At 64.8% G+C, this 15,792-nt stretch carries 15 protein-coding genes and 1 pseudogene; 4 read left to right on the top strand and 12 right to left on the bottom strand.

Annotation, left to right across the window (positions count from 1 at the left end; all coding sequences use genetic code 11):
• Window positions 1-83 precede the first annotated feature (83 nt).
• The gene (locus AC3FOF_RS04140; protein ID WP_276268607.1) at window positions 84-560 is read left to right on the top strand and encodes a YbhB/YbcL family Raf kinase inhibitor-like protein; all 477 of its coding nucleotides are present in this window, start codon (window positions 84-86) and stop codon (window positions 558-560) included.
• 195 nt (window positions 561-755) lie between these two features.
• Window positions 756-1,283 (top strand): hypothetical protein, encoded by a 528-nt coding sequence (locus AC3FOF_RS04135; protein ID WP_488725848.1) that lies wholly within the window; start codon window positions 756-758, stop codon window positions 1,281-1,283.
• On the opposite strand, the pseudogene AC3FOF_RS04130 reads toward AC3FOF_RS04135, so the two are convergent.
• From AC3FOF_RS04130 to AC3FOF_RS04095, 8 genes and pseudogenes are all read right to left on the bottom strand, one after another.
• Window positions 1,281-1,516, bottom strand: a pseudogene (locus tag AC3FOF_RS04130) (FAD-dependent monooxygenase); the annotation flags it as partial. The gene AC3FOF_RS04135 and the pseudogene AC3FOF_RS04130 sit on opposite strands and share 3 nt — an antisense overlap.
• Window positions 1,517-1,564: 48 nt before the next feature.
• On the bottom strand, window positions 1,565-1,942 hold the full coding sequence (locus tag AC3FOF_RS04125) for a hypothetical protein (protein WP_488725847.1): 378 nt from the start codon (window positions 1,940-1,942) through the stop codon (window positions 1,565-1,567).
• 24 nt (window positions 1,943-1,966) lie between these two features.
• Window positions 1,967-2,434, bottom strand: coding sequence for a DUF6402 family protein (locus AC3FOF_RS04120; RefSeq protein ID WP_488725846.1), 468 nt, complete (start codon window positions 2,432-2,434; stop codon window positions 1,967-1,969).
• Between the two features lie 199 nt (window positions 2,435-2,633).
• On the bottom strand, window positions 2,634-3,002 hold the full coding sequence (locus tag AC3FOF_RS04115; protein ID WP_488725845.1) for a hypothetical protein: 369 nt from the start codon (window positions 3,000-3,002) through the stop codon (window positions 2,634-2,636).
• 82 nt (window positions 3,003-3,084) lie between these two features.
• Complete coding sequence (locus AC3FOF_RS04110; protein ID WP_017228469.1) at window positions 3,085-3,381, bottom strand: YciI family protein; 297 nt, start codon at window positions 3,379-3,381, stop codon at window positions 3,085-3,087.
• 546 nt (window positions 3,382-3,927) lie between these two features.
• Complete coding sequence (locus tag AC3FOF_RS04105) at window positions 3,928-4,800, bottom strand: mechanosensitive ion channel family protein (protein ID WP_017228468.1); 873 nt, start codon at window positions 4,798-4,800, stop codon at window positions 3,928-3,930.
• Between the two features lie 229 nt (window positions 4,801-5,029).
• Window positions 5,030-6,421 (bottom strand): dihydrolipoyl dehydrogenase, encoded by a 1,392-nt coding sequence (locus tag AC3FOF_RS04100; protein ID WP_276268608.1) that lies wholly within the window; start codon window positions 6,419-6,421, stop codon window positions 5,030-5,032.
• Window positions 6,422-6,603: 182 nt separating this feature from the next.
• Entirely contained in the window at window positions 6,604-7,335 is a 732-nt protein-coding gene (locus AC3FOF_RS04095) for a glutathione peroxidase (protein WP_276266624.1), read from the bottom strand.
• Between the two features lie 483 nt (window positions 7,336-7,818).
• Between AC3FOF_RS04095 and AC3FOF_RS04090 the strand changes: the two genes are divergently transcribed.
• Entirely contained in the window at window positions 7,819-11,184 is a 3,366-nt protein-coding gene (locus tag AC3FOF_RS04090) for a response regulator (RefSeq protein WP_488725844.1), read from the top strand.
• 56 nt (window positions 11,185-11,240) lie between these two features.
• Here the strand turns inward: AC3FOF_RS04090 and AC3FOF_RS04085 are convergent, their stop codons facing one another.
• Both AC3FOF_RS04085 and AC3FOF_RS04080 read right to left on the bottom strand, forming a co-directional pair.
• On the bottom strand, window positions 11,241-11,975 hold the full coding sequence (locus AC3FOF_RS04085) for an Hpt domain-containing protein (protein ID WP_488725843.1): 735 nt from the start codon (window positions 11,973-11,975) through the stop codon (window positions 11,241-11,243).
• Window positions 11,976-12,069: 94 nt separating this feature from the next.
• Window positions 12,070-12,708, bottom strand: a complete 639-nt coding sequence (locus AC3FOF_RS04080) for a response regulator transcription factor (protein ID WP_017228464.1) — start codon at window positions 12,706-12,708, stop codon at window positions 12,070-12,072.
• A 653-nt stretch (window positions 12,709-13,361) separates the two neighbouring features.
• Between AC3FOF_RS04080 and AC3FOF_RS04075 the strand changes: the two genes are divergently transcribed.
• Complete coding sequence (locus AC3FOF_RS04075) at window positions 13,362-13,775, top strand: ASCH domain-containing protein (RefSeq protein WP_017228463.1); 414 nt, start codon at window positions 13,362-13,364, stop codon at window positions 13,773-13,775.
• Between the two features lie 141 nt (window positions 13,776-13,916).
• Here AC3FOF_RS04075 and AC3FOF_RS04070 read toward each other — a convergent pair whose 3' ends face one another.
• Together AC3FOF_RS04070 and AC3FOF_RS04065 are read right to left on the bottom strand one after the other, a co-directional pair.
• Window positions 13,917-14,657 (bottom strand): hypothetical protein, encoded by a 741-nt coding sequence (locus tag AC3FOF_RS04070; protein WP_488725842.1) that lies wholly within the window; start codon window positions 14,655-14,657, stop codon window positions 13,917-13,919.
• Window positions 14,658-14,795: 138 nt separating this feature from the next.
• Window positions 14,796-15,521 carry a hypothetical protein gene (locus AC3FOF_RS04065; RefSeq protein ID WP_488725841.1) on the bottom strand — a complete coding sequence of 242 codons (726 nt, stop codon included), beginning with the start codon at window positions 15,519-15,521 and terminating at the stop codon, window positions 14,796-14,798.
• Between the last annotated feature and the right edge of the window lie 271 nt (window positions 15,522-15,792).

Here is a 15,792-nt window from a genome sequence, read left to right as displayed (position 1 = left end):
TGCGAAGAGGTGCGGCCATTCTGTCGGCCATGCTGCTGTGCGCACCGCAAGCCGGGCTCCATGCGGCCCGCAAGGAGAGTGCAATGTCCCTCACGCTGACCTCCACAGCCTTCGCCAACGGCAGTGAAATCCCTGCCGGCCATACGTGTGAAGGCGCGGATACTTCGCCGCCGCTCGCCTGGTCCGGCGTGCCCGCCGGCACCAGGAGCCTGGCGCTGATCGTGGACGACCCGGATGCGCCCGACCCGGCCGCGCCGCTGATGACCTGGGTGCACTGGGTCCTGTACGACATCCCGCCGGACGGCGCCGGCCTGGCCGGCGGTATCGCCCCGGCCAGCTTGCCCGGCGGCACGCGCGAAGGTGTAAACGACTGGCACAGGACCGGCTACGGCGGCCCCTGCCCGCCGCTCGGGCGTCATCGCTATTTCTTCAAGCTATATGCGCTGGACGCGGTCCTGCCCGATCTGGGCAAGGCTTCCAAGGCCACGCTCGAGAAAGCCATGCATGGCCACGTGCTGGCGCAAGCGGCGCTGGTAGGGACGTACCAGAAGCGCTCCTGACACCGCAGTTCCGGCAATCTCCCGAAAACCAGGGCGGCGGGACTGCCGCGCCGAGTACCAGTGGCATCACATGGCCGTGCGGGGCGGGCAGCTTGTACCGCGCGCGTGGCGGGCTTGGCATTTGCCGCCAATGGGCTAGAACTATCACAGGAGCCTGATCTTCAGGCTGCTTTGTCTTTGTGGAAGGAGGCGTTCATGGAACTCCATATGCAGTCGCACCATTTCACCCACCGTATGCCGGACTGGCGCGCGGCCGCGTTTGCGGGCCTGATCGCTGGCGCGGTGTACGTGGTCATGGAACTGCTGACGGCTCGCTTCGTCTTGTATCAGAGCGCATGGGGCACGGTGAAGATGGTGGCAGCCATCATGCTCGGCAAGGAAACGATGGCATCGGCGGACGCCTTCAGCTGGAGTATCGTGCTGGCCGCGGGAGTGGTGCACTTCGGCCTGTCGGTCGTGCTGGCCACGATCCTGGCGATGATCATCGCGTCCTTCCGCTTCGACTCCAGCTCCGGCATGGCATCGCTCACCGGCGCGATCTTCGGGGCGCTGGTCTATCTGGTCAATTTCTATGCGCTGGGCCGTTACTTCAACTGGTTCGACGAGGCACGCGGGTGGGAAAGCCTGTTCGCGCATGTCCTGTTCGGGCTGATTGCCGCTAACGCCTATATGTACCTGGAACGGCCGGCGCCGGATTCCCCAGGCAGCGGCCAGGGTGCCTGAACGCCCGCGAGCGGGCAGGCCCAGCGCCCCGCGGATCGTGCTGCGCCCGCCGTCGCAGGCGGGCGATCCAGTCCGCCTCCATCCGGTAGCTGCCTCGGCGTGGCCAAGCTGAGGGTGGCGCCGTCCGCGCGGGCGTCGATGGCGGTCACGCGGGTCCGCCAGCGGATATCGATCAGGTCCAGCTTCCTGCTGGCGGCATCGAGCAGGAATTGCTCGATATGGTATTGCGCCATGAGCGTTGCTCCTGAAGCTGGCCAGCACGAAGCAAGCTCCCTCGTGTGCTATGGAAGTCTGGCCCGTAGCCGGTCCCAGCGTGTCGGCGGCAAATCCACATAGCCGATTCCATCGGAAGGGGAAGTGTCGTATATTACGCTGCCACCGGACCAAATCATTTTTGGCTCAGGGTGATTATATGTTCTTTCAGCCAGCAATTCGCCGCTTTTGGCATCATAAAGGCGGAATACCATAGAGTCACCAGTTGATAAGTAACACATTTCGCCGATATAAAGATTTCCATCACTTTCTCTCTTGCATTCGTGCGCCCCCAGCCGATTTGCCACATCACATCCATACGGCGCAATCAAGATTACGATAAAAAATAAAATCGTCAATTTGCATGAGCGATTGATCCAGATCCTTGCGCGCGCACTCATATTCATAGGTCGAACTCCATCACCCAAGGCTCAGGAAATGCCATCCTGGTTAATACCGAATCTCGCCCCATCATCGGTATTGGCATAGTTCAACTCGCCGGATAACCATTTGCGCATGACCCTAGCCGACATGGGCCAGCCGATGCGGTCCATCGCCCCGGGAATATCCTGTAGATCAAACGGATTAACGCGCGGCGTCTTGACCTCCGGCGTGGCGGGAGCCGGTATTGGCTTTGGCGGCAGCGGCGTGTTCAGCCATTCTCGAAACTCTAGAAATCCTTCTATGAGCGATTTCGGTGGGCGCTTAGGCTCTTTCGGCTTTGGCGGCGCGGGAGGCGATGGCGGTTGGTCGCGCAAGGGCGGCGCGGGGCGATCCGTAGAAATATAGAACTCATCTACGTCCTCAATGGTGCAACCTTGCTGTTCACGCCTGAGCGCCCACAACGGCTTGATGAACCGTTGCTCAAAAAACGGTATCCGCTTATCTGAATTTTCCATAACCCCGCTCACCACCAAATCTTCGCTTATAGCCGCGGCGGAATCATATGAAAAGCAGAAGAGTCCGGTTTTCAGGTGGGAAACCGCAAATTTTTTGCAAAATCACAGCCGGGCCAGGGCCGGGCGGTCGCGAGAAATGCAACCGGCCCAATTGCAACGGCTCTCTTCCTGGTCAATCGCAACGGGCGGGGGTACGTATTTATATTTGATGTCCTCGCTGTTCTGCAGGTGCAGCAGGATGCCGGAACCGGGTTTCTCCGCGTCCCGCGGCGGAGACGATCGTCTGGTTGCCGTCCAGCACGTAATAGCGCCTGGCATACGTATCCGCGACATCGCGCAGGTACCGCCCGCCGCAGTGATCCGCGACCGATACCGTGCGCGGCCGGTTGCCGAACTCATAGGCAAAGACGGTGCACTGCGAGATGGAAGCGACCTCGCCGAGCGTTTTCAGCACTTCCGAGGCAAGGGCGTTCGCGTCGTCATGCCCGATGGCCACCACCAGGCCGGTGACCCGGGAAAGATCAAGCTGGCCCGCCAGCCGGGGGCGGTCGAGACGCCAGTAGCGCATGATCTGATCCGGAAATCCGTGGCATGCCCTTCATTCTAGACCCGGCGCAGCAGCCAGGCCCGCACGCCTGCGCCCGCTCCGGCTAAAGGCAGCACGCGCCAGCCAGATAGGCTTTGCGCCAGCGCGTAATGCGCACCTCCGCGAAAAGGCCAGCCGCCGCGAACGGATCCGCATCGATGAATTGCTGCGCCGCATCGCGCGTCTCGACGTCGACGATATAGACGCCGCCGCCGGCATCGCTGCCGTCGTCGTTGAGCTTGGCCCCGCATGCCAGCAGCAAGGCCTTGTGCTGGTCCAGGAAATCGAGATGGCGGGCGCGGGTCGCCTGCCTCACTTGCTGATGCTGCGGCTTGTCCCAGGTTTCGATCAGGAATGGCATGGCTGTCTCTCTAGCGAGCGGTAAGCGATGATACGCGAAGGCGGAGAGGCGTCGCGGATTGGTACGGCAGCCTCAATACGACCTTACGCCCTATGGTCCACTTTTCCGCAAAGCCTTGCCATGCGGCCGGGCGCCGCCCCTTCGCCGGGAAGCCGGGACAGGCTTGGATTTCAGGCTTGACAAATCCGCCTGGCTTCGTTCCTGCCTCCTTGCCAGTCCTCAGTGTTATCCACACTTTATGTGGATAACATTGTCGACAAGCTCCGCAAACGGCTCTGGCACGGGCACCCCATCGGACTGCCCACAAAACGGGCAACCGCGTGCCGGACGCGGGAATGCGAGCCCGGCCCTGCCCCGGCCACACCGGAGTCGCAAGGCCGCCGACAGAGTCAGGCCCCCATCGGGGCCCGCTTCCGGCCGGCCCCGGGGGCCACGCAAGAAGCAGAAGATGCGCAATAACGATAGCAACAACGCAGCCAATGGCAAAGCCCGCCGGTCACCTTGCGGTGCGCGGCGGGCTTTGCCATTGGCTGAAGCGAGTAAGGGCTACGCCGTTCGTGCGGGCAGCGCGCGCGGTGCTTCGCCCGCATGGGCCACGGCAGCCTGCTGCATCAGCACCAGTTGCGCCGGCATCGGCGCGGCAAAGCCAGCCTCGCCGAAGCTCTCGCGGATCACGCGGTTGGTGTCGAAGTACACCTGCCAGTAATGATCGTTATGGCAATGCGGCCGCACCGCCAGCACCGGTCCGACCAGGGTGAACTCCAGGATTTCCACGTCGACCGCCGGGGCCGCCAGCACATTGGGAATCGCCGCCACGCGCTCCTTGAGCAGGGCGATGGCCGCGGCGTGGTCGGTGCTGCCGGCCAGCTGCGCCTTCAGCTCGACCCGGCGCGACGGGTTGGCGGTGAAGTTCTGGATGGTCTCGGCAAAGATCTTGTTGTTGCCCACCACGGTCAGGACGTTGTCCGGCGTATCGAGGGTGGTGGCGAACAATCCGATCTCGCGTACGGTGCCGGTGACCCCGGCCGCCGTGACGAAGTCGCCGACCTTGAAGGGGCGCAGCACGATCAGGAAGGCGCCTGCCGCGAAGTTGGCCATCAGGCCCGACCATGCCATGCCGATGGCCACGCCGGCGGCGGCGATCAGCGCGGCAAAGCTGGTGGTCTGGATGCCGAAGTAGCCAAGGATGCCGATCACCAGCACCACGTTCAGCGTCACCGTGATGATCGAGCCCACATAGCGCAACAGCGTCGGGTCCACCTTCTGCCGCCCGAGCGAGCCCTGCACCATCTTCACCACCAGATGGATCAGCCAGCGTCCGATCACCCAGAAGGCGATCGCCGCCAGCACCTTCACGCCAAAGTCGCTGGCATAGGCCACGGCCAGATCCTGGTATTTCTGCAGCGTAGTCAGCTCCATCGCTTCATCCTTTTCCCGACGTCGTTTGTGTTGTCGTACACGCGTTATATTCGCGCTGTACACGCGGGTGAGCGGCGTCTGCCGCGCCGCCCCGCAGCGCCAAGTATCGCCGCTGCGGCAGGTGCCGGTACAGGATGGAATTGCAAAGAATTCTGTCGACGCGGACAACGAAGCGCGCCTGCGGGAGAGGGGGAATCTACCGGCGTCAACCGCTGGCCGGCCGACCCGCTCAGCCGGCCAGCCTGGCCTGCGCATCGCGCAGCGCCGTGCGCAGGCCCTCCTCCACCACCGGGTGGTAGTACGGCATGGCCAGCATCTGCTCGACGGTGAGCGCCTGCTGATACGCCCAGGCCAGCAGGTGCGCGATATGCTCGGCGCGCGGGCCGGTCCATTCCGCGCCGAGGAAACGCCCGCTTTGCTTGTCGGCGTAGACATGCATCAGCCCGCGGTTCTTGCGCATCACGCGGCTGCGGCCCTGGTCCTCGAAGCTCACCTCGCCCACCACGAAACTGTCCGGCGCCAGGTCGGCATAGCGCTGCCCCACCATGGCGATCTGCGGATCGCTGAACACCACGCCGAGCGGCGCGCGGCGCGCCAGCGGACGCACCTCGGGGTACGCTGCCGCGTTCTCGCCGGCCGCCTTGCCTTCGTCCGCGGCTTCATGCAGCAACGGCAGGATGTCGTTGGCATCGCCGGCGATGAAGACCGGCGCCGTGCCGCATTGCAAGGTGGCCGGGTCGAACACCGGCATGCCGCGCCAATCCAGCGCCAGCCCGGTATGCTCCAGGCCCAGGCCGCGCACATTCGGCTGGCGGCCGGTGGCGGCGAGCACATAGTCGAAGCGTTCAGTGACGATGTTGCCGTCAAGGTCGGTGAAGCTGATGACCGCTTCGTCGCCGTCCCGGCGCATCTCGCCGAGCCTTGCGTCCGGGTCGAGGTAGAACTCCTCGCGGAAACCGGCGACGGCATTGGCCTTGACGGCCGGATCGGTCAGCGGCCCCACGCCGCCGCGCAGGCCGAACACGCGCACCCGCACGCCGAGGCGCGACAGCGCCTGGCCCAGCTCGAGCCCGATCACGCCGGGGCCGAACACGGCCACGCTGCGCGGCAGGTCGTCCCAGGCGAAGACGTCGTCGTTGACCACCAGGCGGTCGCCGAACACCTTGAACGGCGGCGGGATCATGGGGCTGGAGCCGGTAGCGATCACCACGCGGCTGGCGCGCACGGTGGTGTGTTCGCCCACCTGCAACACGGTGTTGTCGATAAAGCGGGCATAGCCGCTCACCTTGTCCTCGGCGGGGATGCCGTCCACGCCGCGCACCACGAAGCCGACAAAGCGGTCGCGCTCACGCTTGACCCGCGCCATGACTTCGCGCCCGTCGATGCGGATCCCGCCATCCACATGCACGCCGAAGGGTGCGGTGTGGCGCAGTTCGTGGGCGGCCTCGGCCGCGGCGATCAACAGCTTGGAAGGCATGCAGCCCACGCGGGCGCAGGTGGTGCCGTAGGGACCGCCCTCGATGATGACAGCGCGCTTGCCGGCGGCGCGGGCCGCACGGTACGCGGCCAGGCCGGCCGTGCCGGCGCCGATCACGGCAACATCGGTCTGAATGGTTTGAATGGTTTGCACGGTCTGCGCGGTCTGCGTGGAGGTCATGTCGGATTTCCTGGTGAAGCGTGTCAATCAACGGACCGGATGGCACCGGACGGCGCTGCCATCGGGTCCGCCGACTGCGGCGCGGCACCCGGTCAGGCCGGCGCCGCGCCTTGCGGCGGTAAAGCGGTTGCTGCGTCTGGAAGGGCTTAGCGGGCCAGGTAGGTCTCAAGCGCTTCGGCGCCGCCAATCAGCTTGCCGTTGATGAAAATCTGCGGCGCGGTCATGTTGCCCGACACCGCGCCCAGCACCTTGCCGCGGATCTTGTGCTCCAGCGGCACGTCGATGTAGTCGAAGCCGTTGTCCGACAGCATCTGCTTGGCCTTGGCGCAGAACGAGCAGCCAACCTTGGAAAACACCACGACCTGATCGGGCTTCTTGGCGTTGGGAGCGATGTAGGCAAGCATGGTGTCGGCGTCCGACACCTTGAACGGGTCACCCGGCTCTTCCGGCTCGATGAACATCTTGTCGACCACGCCGTCCTTGACCAGCATCGAATAGCGCCAGCTGCGCTTGCCGAAGCCCAGGTCGGCCTTGTCGACCAGCATGCCCATGCCTTCGGTGAATTCGCCGTTGCCGTCCGGGATCATGGCGATGTTTTCCGATTCCTGATCCTTGGCCCATTCGTTCATCACGAAGGTGTCATTGACCGAGACGCACAGGATGGCGTCCACGCCATGCTTGGCGAACACGGGCGCCAGTTCGTTGTAGCGCGGCAGGTGGGTGGACGAGCAGGTCGGGGTGAACGCGCCGGGCAGCGAGAACAGCGCGACGGTCTTGCCTTCGAACAGGTCGGCCGTGGTCACCGTTTTCCATTCGTTGTTCTCGCGGACGCGGAACGTGACATTGGGAACGCGTTGACCTTCACGGGATTGCAGCATAGCGATAGCTCCTGGGGTGACTGGGGGTAGTGGCCGCGTGTTGCAGCGAAGACCCGATTCTGGCCGTCTCTACGCCATTTGTACAATTCATCGTCACAAACACAGCGATTGTATTTGACTATCGAACAGCGATAGCGTGCCGCCGTGCACCCCGATAGCCAGTCTGCCTATGCCTGATGCGCCGCTTTAATGCTTTGACGAGCGCGCGCCGCATCTATCCCGGCCCGCCCCGGCTAGTGCGCTGCCCCACCGAGCCCGGCCAACTGTCACGACACGCCGGAGGAAATCGCCGGGGGGCTTTGCAGACATTTCCCAAATTTGCCCGCCGTCGCGCCACTTACATTTGCGGCACAAGGCACGCGTTTCCAGACATCCCGCTGCCCCATCCGTGGTGACGCGTGGCGCCGCCTCAAGGCGACCACCCCTCGCGTGGGCAGCGAGAGGCAAGCGAAGCGGCCCGCCCTCCTTCCACGAGAACTCCCTATGTGCTTCAGCACTTGCCGGCGCCGTCCCGCGGACCGCCTGCCCATGGCCAGGCCGCGCATGCCGGCGGCCACCCGATGGCGGCACCAACTGGCCTTGCTGCTGGCCCTGTGCCATGGCGTGCCGCCGCAGGCTGCCATCCCGGCAGAGCCGCGGCACAGGCTGACCCTGAGTTCCCAGGTGCAGCCGGACAGTTCCGGCCAGCCCGGTGCGGACTGCGCCGGCGATGCCGAGCTGGACGCATGGCGCCGCGGCCGCAAGGTCTTGCGCGTGGGCGTGGTAGGCAATTACCTGCCGCCATTCGACCTGGTCGACCTCAAAGGCAACTACCGCGGCATCTCCGCCGACTACCTCGCCGTGGTAGCGGCCCGGCTCGGGGTACCGGCGCAAATCCGCGGCTATGCCTCGCATGAGGCGGCGCGGCGCGCCCTGGCGGATGGCGCCATCGACCTGATCACCACCGACCTGGACCGCCACGGCGGCGGCATCCGCACCGCGCCGTACCATGAGCACCGGTTGATCGAGGTCGTATCCGGCAAAGACGACGCGCGCAACAACGCTGGCCGCACCGTTGGCTACCTGAAAGGGGAAGTGGCGCCCGGCCTGCTGCGCCATGCTTATCCGGAAGCGCAACTGCAGCCTTTCGAGAACTTGCTGGGTGCGCTCGACCAGCTTGCCCGGAACGCGGATTTCGTAGTGGTCACCAATGCCACAGCCGCCGGCTACCTCATCGAGCAATACCGCTACGGCGAACTCGCCTCGCGCAATGTCGCGCCGCTGCCGCAGGATGGCATCGCGTTCACCGTGGGCGACCCCGCACTGGGCAGGATCGTCGACCGCGCGCTGGCGGCAATGCCTGCCACGCTCAAGCGCGAGATCGAGACCTTCTGGACCTCCAGTTCGCTCGAGTTCGATATCACGGGCAAGCTCGATCTTTCTGCTGCCGAGCGCAGCTGGATCGCCAGCCACCCGGAAGTTCGCTACCTGGTGGCGCACGACTTGATCCCCTTCCAGTTCCTCGACGCACAACAGCGCCTGGACGGGCTGACCGAACAGGTGCTGCAACTGATCGGGCAGCGCACCGGGCTACGCTTCGTGCCCTACTGGCCAAGCAGCAAGGCGCAAACGAAAGCCGACCTCGAGAATGGCACGCTGGACGTGCTGCCGGTCCTGCCGTTGAACCATGCTGCTACCAGCGAGGGCCTGCTGTCCGTCAGCGCGCCCTATTTCTCCGGCAACTGGGTTGTCGTCACCCGTGCCGGCGACGACAGCATCAAGAGCGTGCCCGATCTCGCGGACAAGCTCCTCGCCAGCCCCCCGTTCGATGGCGTCCACGACCTGGTGCGTGCCAGCCAGGCAGTGAGCCAGCGCGAGACCGCCACCTACGCGGAGGCCTTCCGCATGGTGGCCGCCGGACGCGCGGATGCCATTATCTCCAACGCCTCCATGGCCGGCTACATGCTCGATCGAACCTATGGGGGCAGGCTCAAGATCGCCGCGCCCGCGAGCGGCCTTCCGCTGGAAATCGGCCTGGGAGTCAGCAACCGGCATCCCGAGCTGCTGGCCATCATCGACAAGGCCATCCTGAGCATTGCCCGCGACGATCTCGGCGCCATGCGCGCGCACTGGACGGAAATCAGGCCGCAGGCAGCGGCCTGGCGCCAGTTCCTGCCATGGCTGACGGCCGGCACGGCCACCTTGCTGCTGGTCAGCCTGCTGTTTATTGCCTGGGTGACATCGCTGCGGCGCCAGGTCACCCAGCGTGCCGCGGCCGAACGTGCGCTGCAGGACCAGGTCTCCTTCCAGACGGCGGTGCTGGACGGGATACCCCAACCGATCTACCTGCGCGACAGCCGCTTCCGCATGATCACCTGCAACACCGCCTTCGAAGCCGCGCTTGACACCACGCGGGGCGCGCTGGCCGGCACCGATCCGGCCTTCGTGCGCGATGCTGTCAAGGCCGACATCAGCCACGATGACCTGCTCGCCGTCTACCGGCATGTGCTCGACACCGGCCAGCCATTCAGCGCCGCCCGCCGGCTGACCATCGCCGGCGAAGCGCGCAATGTGATCGGCTGGGTGGTGCCGCTGCAGCGCGCGGACGGCGGGCCTGCGGGCATCGTCGGCGGCTGGATCGACGTGACCGAGCACCAGCGGATGCTGGCCGAACTGGCCGCGGCCAAAAGCCGCGCCGAGGCGGCAAACCGCGCCAAATCCACCTTCCTGGCCTCGATCAGCCATGAGATACGCACCCCGATGAACGCCATCCTCGGCATGCTGGAACTGGCGCGAACGCGCGCGCACGTCGCGCATGGCGACCGCGAATTGCTGGACACGGCGCATGGCGCCGCCACCTCGCTGCTGTCACTGCTCGACGACATCCTGGACCTATCCAAAATGGAGGCCGGCAAGTTCACGCTGCAACCGCGCGCCGCCAGCCTGCGCCAGGCCCTGCATGAGGTGGCGCAGATGTTCGGGCCGGTGGCGTCGCAGAAAGGCCTGGCCATGAAGGTCAGCGTGGGCGAGACCGTGGCGCAGGCGCACAGGCTGGACATCCTGCGCATCAAGCAGGTGGTCGGCAACTTCGTCTCCAACGCCATTCGCTTTACCGAGCGCGGCGGCGTCGACATACGGCTGGACGAAACGGGCATGCGGGGAACCAGGCAATCGCTCGATCTCGTCATCAGCGACACCGGCATAGGGATTCCCGCCGAGGCGATCGGTGCGCTGTTCCGGCCCTTCACGCAGGTCGACTCGCCCGGGCGCATGCATGCCGGAGGCACCGGCCTGGGCCTGTCGATCGCGCAAAGCCTGGTGCGCAAGATGGGCGGCGAGGTCACGCTGGAAAGCCGGCCAGGCCAGGGCACGCAGGTACTGGTGCGCCTCAGTTTCGATCTGGCCGCGCCCCCGCCCCAGGCTGGCGTGTCAACGGACGGCACGGCCGGGGTCACCCTGTTCCCCCCGGGCATCCGCGTGCTCGTGGTGGACGACCACGCGCCCAACCGGCTACTGCTGGCGCGCCAGCTGGAGCGGCTCGGCATCGCAGTGGATGCGGCGGCGGATGGCGAGCAGGGCTTGCGGAACTTGCAGAGCCGGCCGCCGGACCTGGTGATCTGCGACTGCATGATGCCGGTGATGGACGGCTTCAGCCTGGCGCGGGCGATCCGTGCCCGCGGCGATGACCTGCGCTCGATCCCGGTCATCGGCTGCACAGCGAGCGCACAGAACGAGGATCACCGGCAAGCGCTGGCGGCGGGCATGAACGACGTGCTGGTGAAGCCGGTGGGACTGGCCATGCTGGAACGCACCTTGCGCAAGCATCTGCACGGCGCACGCGCCGCGCCCGGGGATGCCGCCTCAGCCTAGGCCGGGCACGCCGGGTACCCGCTGCGCGGACGGCTCTGGCCGCGCGCGGGCGGCGATCACCGCGTCCGCGACGGCGGCCGCAACGCCGTCAAGACGGCTTCGAGATGCTCGACGGTCGCGGCAAGAATCGGCAGCAAGGCTTGCGCGGTGGCAAGATCGTCCAACTCGGCGATGGACTCCAGCCAGCCGCAAAGCGTCACCATGGTGGCGCACTCCAGGATCCTGGCGGAACCCTTGAGACGGTGCGCGCCACTGCCGAAACACTGCCACACGCCTGCCTCCAGCGCCGCGCGCATCTTGTCGAGATCGATGCGGTTGGTCTCGATCAGGCTGTCCACCAGATCCCTGACGATGTCCGCATCGCCGCCGGCAAGGGTATCGAGCAGGCTGCCGATGGCCGCGCATTCGTCAGGCGAGAGGGCAACAAAACCGTGCCCGGCCAGCGCCTGCGCCACCGATCCGGCATTGACCGGCGCGCTCAGCGTGGCATCGAATGCCGGGCTGCGGGCCAAGCTCTCCACGCTCGCGCCCGCATCGGCCGGCGTCACGGCGAACAGCAGGCTCTCCGGCGGCATGCCGAAATCGCTCCGCGACAGCATGCCGCTGTGGTCTCGCGCAAGCCAGACCATGGCCAGCCACGGACGCCCGGCTTGCGTGGCATGGCGGTGCGGCAGCGCCACGTCCGCCAGTTCGACGGAAAAACCCATGCCGGCAAGCACGGCCGCCAGCCCGCTGATTTGCAACGCCTGCACGCCGCTCTCGGTAGTGCTGACCAATAGCGCACGGATCATGAATCTACCTCGGTCGGAATTCGCATATTGTTGACTGATCGCCGTCAACCGGCGCGCAGCGGGCTAGCGGTTAGCCCCATGGCCGTGGCTGCCGCTATTGGCCTGGCGACAAGCGGCAGCGCCGCGAGAAGTCGATCAGGTCCACCAGCGAACTGACCTGCAGCTTGGCCATGATGCGGGTCTTGTGGCTGCTGACGGTCTTGTTGCTGATGAATAGCAGCTTGCCTATCGATTTATTCGACAAGCCCCTGACCAGCATCTGCAGAATGACGATCTCCTTGTCCGACAGCAATGCGAGCCGCTCTTCGTCGGCGCGCTGGGTCACCTGTGGCAGCTCGCGCTCGTAGCGCATCTCGGGGAATACCGAGTATCCCGCCATCACCGCCTCGACGCAGCGCACGATCTCTTTCATATCCTGCATCTTGCTGACGAAGCCCTGGGCGCCAGCCTGCCGCGCGCGCGGCGCGAACGTTGCCTGGTCCTGCCCGGAAATCACCAGGATGCGAACCGGCGGATAGACCAGCTTCATGCGGGGGATCACGTCCATGCCGCTGATGCGCGGAATGTCCAGGTCCAGAATGGCAAGATCCGGCTCGAACTGCCTGGCGGCTTCGATGGCTGCCTGTCCATTGTCAGCCTCCAGGATATTGCTGACCCCCAGCACTTGCGACAACTGGGTCTTGACCACCAGCCGCAGCGCCGGGTGATCGTCGACGATCAGAATGGTTGCCACTCCCGCTCTCCCAAGTCTACCGAAACGAACTCGCCTGCACCGGCACCGACAATCCAAAAGGTGGAGCGCGAATTATGTGATGAAATGACGCGATAACCGGCGAGAAATATCCGAACGACTTGTAGGAACTTTCCCAAAGTCGTTGGCGACGCAGAGCCAGTCAGGCCTGGCCACCCGCAGAACCCGGTGCGCAAGCGCCTGCTCCCGCCGCGCGTCGAGGCGCTGCCGGTGCCAGCGAGAGGCTGGCACACGTTCAGATGAGGAAGCTTCCGAACAAGCGACGGGAAAATACGGGGGAAGGGGGCACGGAGGAAAGCACACGGGAAGCGTCGGGGTAAATCGCGCGTCCGCCGCCCGGCCCGCTCATGCACCGCACTGACGCCGCGCCCGCGGCCACTGCAGTGCCTGCGCTGGCGCGCCTTCAGTTCTGGCCGGGCCACGCAAGAGCGCTGCTTATTGCTGGCCTCCTCCTGGCAGCCAGGCTGGGCCAGCATTATCGCGAAGTCAACGGCCGAGTTCGCCAGTTTCAGCCGTTCGACAGAACCACTGGAATCAGCAACAATCTTGTCCGGGCCGTTACTGAATTCCTGCCCCAGCGGGGAGGTAGTTGGCGGCCGCGAGAAACTCTCCACTTATCGAAGGGATGATTTGCAATGCTGCGACAGGCCTTGTCAATTGTTAAGCCCGCTGTCGAGGACATCTTGGCGGGGAGGAAGCTGGTGGAAATTCGGTCCTGGGCACCCCCGAAGATCCCATTGGTTGATCTCGTGTTGGTGCAAAACACTGTCTATTTGCGACAAGACGGGCAGGAAGATCCGGACGGAGTTGCTCTCGCATTGGTCGACGTCGTGGGGGTACACGATTGGACACCTGACGAGGCTCGCTCGCAAGGCAAGCAATGGTGTGCCGGATACGTTTGCTGGGAATTGACGAATGTGCGAGCGATCGACCCGCCTGTGCAATGCATAGCCAAGCGAGGCATCTACGCGCTGGAACTTGCTCGCCACCAAGCATCTCACTCCTCGGCCACAGCGCTCATTCAGCCAAGCCCTGGAAGTAGCGCCTGACTTTGCATCGCTACATCGCGGGCTTGAATACAAAGCCTGAAAACGTTGCCGTTAGCCCAACGGCGCTCGCTGCGCACGCCTATCGCACTGAACACAGCCTGATTGCCCTGTCAGGGCAAAAACGCGGTGCGCCCCTGACGATCAGTCGGCCCGGCACCACCGGCCAGAATCCGGGCACACACTGGCCCTTGCACCGTTCAGCCGGATTTGCTCTTCATGCAGTTGCAACGAGGTCGAAGGGGCGATGTCGAAGGCAACCTTGAGCGCGTGCCCAACATGGGCATCCTCGATGGGAAGCTCCCAGGTCAGGAATAGTTGGGTGCAATCCTGGCCGGGCGGGAAGTCGGCCACATTGAAACCGCTGCTGCGGCGTTGAATTACGCCATGAGGCTGGCAGGTATCGAATATCACCACCGTACCCCGGGTCAGCGGAATTCGATGACCCAAAGAGGGAAAATGCAGGTCCTGCCCCCTGTCCTCGCTCAGGAAGAGGTTGCAAAAGGCCGCGCCGCCATATTGCTCGCCGTCATGGTGATACTTCGCGCCGCGGCAGGCCATGAGGGCTACGTCACTGGCGGCAAGCACCCCAGGCAGTCCAAGCGCGCACGCCCAATCGGACACTGCCTGCACGCAGCGCGTGTAGTCCGGCCAGCGCGCTCGCGCTCGTGCCAAAGGCATTGCCTCGACATCCCCGGGTTCCAGGATCAAGCGGGACGATGTCTCCCTTGCCCAATCGGCAAGCAGACGCGCAGGGGGCACAGGCACGTCGACCGTGCCTGACAGCACGATGTCACTCACGCGTCGACTGCGGATGGCGTCGCCACTCCAGAAATAGGAAGTGAGGAGGTCTCGTACTTGATGCTGTTGAGGGCGGTGGCTCATCTGTACCAGTGAAATGCGGCTACCTCGGGAATGTGCCGGCTCTACCGACCGGCCGGAATGGATCGGCAAGCGATCCTGGCTCCCCCCGCAGATCGGCGAAGGCGCAATACTGCGGGGCGGGCATCCTCGACGCAGGTCTTAAGCGAATGGCGTGTGAAGCCGCTCGAAGGCGGACAGCCGGTCGCGGAATTGTGCCATAAAGGCCCCGAGCATGAAGGCCCGGTCGCCGTCGAACGGCGTGAGGAAATCATACTGTGCGCCGTCATGGAGGCGGCGCAGGCTGCTTAGCAGTTCCGCCAGCAACCGCGCCTCGAAGGAGCGATGCCGCCGCAGCCGCCATACCAGGGCTTCGTGCCGGTTCATGAGCTGGTTCGGCGGCACGGGCCACAGCAGGTCCAGCACGCGGCGGGTTTCCTGATACGCGCCGATATAGGCGCACGAGGCCGCGAGCCGCCGGTCGATCTCGTTGCCGCCATGCATCAGCCGAAACGCCTCGTGCATCAACCCTTGGGTAATGCCCCGGCTGCCCTGCGGCTGCCGGTCCGGGCAGAACGAGGATAGCGGCTTCAGTGCGAACGTCAGCGCGGGCGGCAATATGCTGACGCTGTGCCGCGCCAGTTCCTCGTGGATCTGCACGGCGAGCATGGTGCAGTCATCGAGACTGGCGTCGATGAAGAGATCGAGGAAGATCCCCGCCTCCGTTCCCGAGAAGGCAGCCGCCTTGACGACATTGAAGTTTCGCCGGGCAAGGACCGCGATGCCTAGCCGCAGCCGGCGCAAGGCCTCGGTATCCGCGCCGCAGATGTCGCCGAATGCGTCCTCGCTCAATCCTTCCTCGAAGTACTTTCTGTTTTCCTTGGTCACATTCCCTCTTTCTACGAATATCCGTGGCTTGAGCGCTGCGATCTGGCAAGGCGCCGGAACCCGTTGCAGCAATCGGCATGGTCCCGGCAGCAAGACCCCAGCGCGGAGTCTCGGTAGTGTGCAGGACAGAATGGATACCGAAGCCGGGAAGACTCCGAATCAACTTGCGGAAGATTCCCCAAGAGGACACAAATCTTTCACCCGGCGCGACGCGCGGCCCGCCACCGCATGCGCCCCTGGCGACGCATCTTGCTGCGGCGATGCCCGCGTT

The sequence above is a fragment of the Cupriavidus sp. 96C5-1 genome (genome assembly GCF_057798855.1).
This window is presented reverse-complemented; position numbering and strand designations above follow the sequence as displayed.

Coding starts and splice junctions, on each gene's coding strand:
- AC3FOF_RS04135 (WP_488725848.1), top strand. CDS start 756: ATGGAACTCCATATGCAGTCGCACCATTTCACCCACCGTATGCCGGAC.
- AC3FOF_RS04095 (WP_276266624.1), bottom strand. CDS start 7,335: ATGCTGCAATCCCGTGAAGGTCAACGCGTTCCCAATGTCACGTTCCGC.
- AC3FOF_RS04120 (WP_488725846.1), bottom strand. CDS start 2,434: ATGGAAAATTCAGATAAGCGGATACCGTTTTTTGAGCAACGGTTCATC.
- AC3FOF_RS04115 (WP_488725845.1), bottom strand. CDS start 3,002: ATGCGCTACTGGCGTCTCGACCGCCCCCGGCTGGCGGGCCAGCTTGAT.
- AC3FOF_RS04090 (WP_488725844.1), top strand. CDS start 7,819: ATGTGCTTCAGCACTTGCCGGCGCCGTCCCGCGGACCGCCTGCCCATG.
- AC3FOF_RS04110 (WP_017228469.1), bottom strand. CDS start 3,381: ATGCCATTCCTGATCGAAACCTGGGACAAGCCGCAGCATCAGCAAGTG.
- AC3FOF_RS04105 (WP_017228468.1), bottom strand. CDS start 4,800: ATGGAGCTGACTACGCTGCAGAAATACCAGGATCTGGCCGTGGCCTAT.
- AC3FOF_RS04070 (WP_488725842.1), bottom strand. CDS start 14,657: ATGAGCCACCGCCCTCAACAGCATCAAGTACGAGACCTCCTCACTTCC.
- AC3FOF_RS04125 (WP_488725847.1), bottom strand. CDS start 1,942: ATGAATATGAGTGCGCGCGCAAGGATCTGGATCAATCGCTCATGCAAA.
- AC3FOF_RS04075 (WP_017228463.1), top strand. CDS start 13,362: ATGCTGCGACAGGCCTTGTCAATTGTTAAGCCCGCTGTCGAGGACATC.
- AC3FOF_RS04085 (WP_488725843.1), bottom strand. CDS start 11,975: ATGATCCGTGCGCTATTGGTCAGCACTACCGAGAGCGGCGTGCAGGCG.
- AC3FOF_RS04140 (WP_276268607.1), top strand. CDS start 84: ATGTCCCTCACGCTGACCTCCACAGCCTTCGCCAACGGCAGTGAAATC.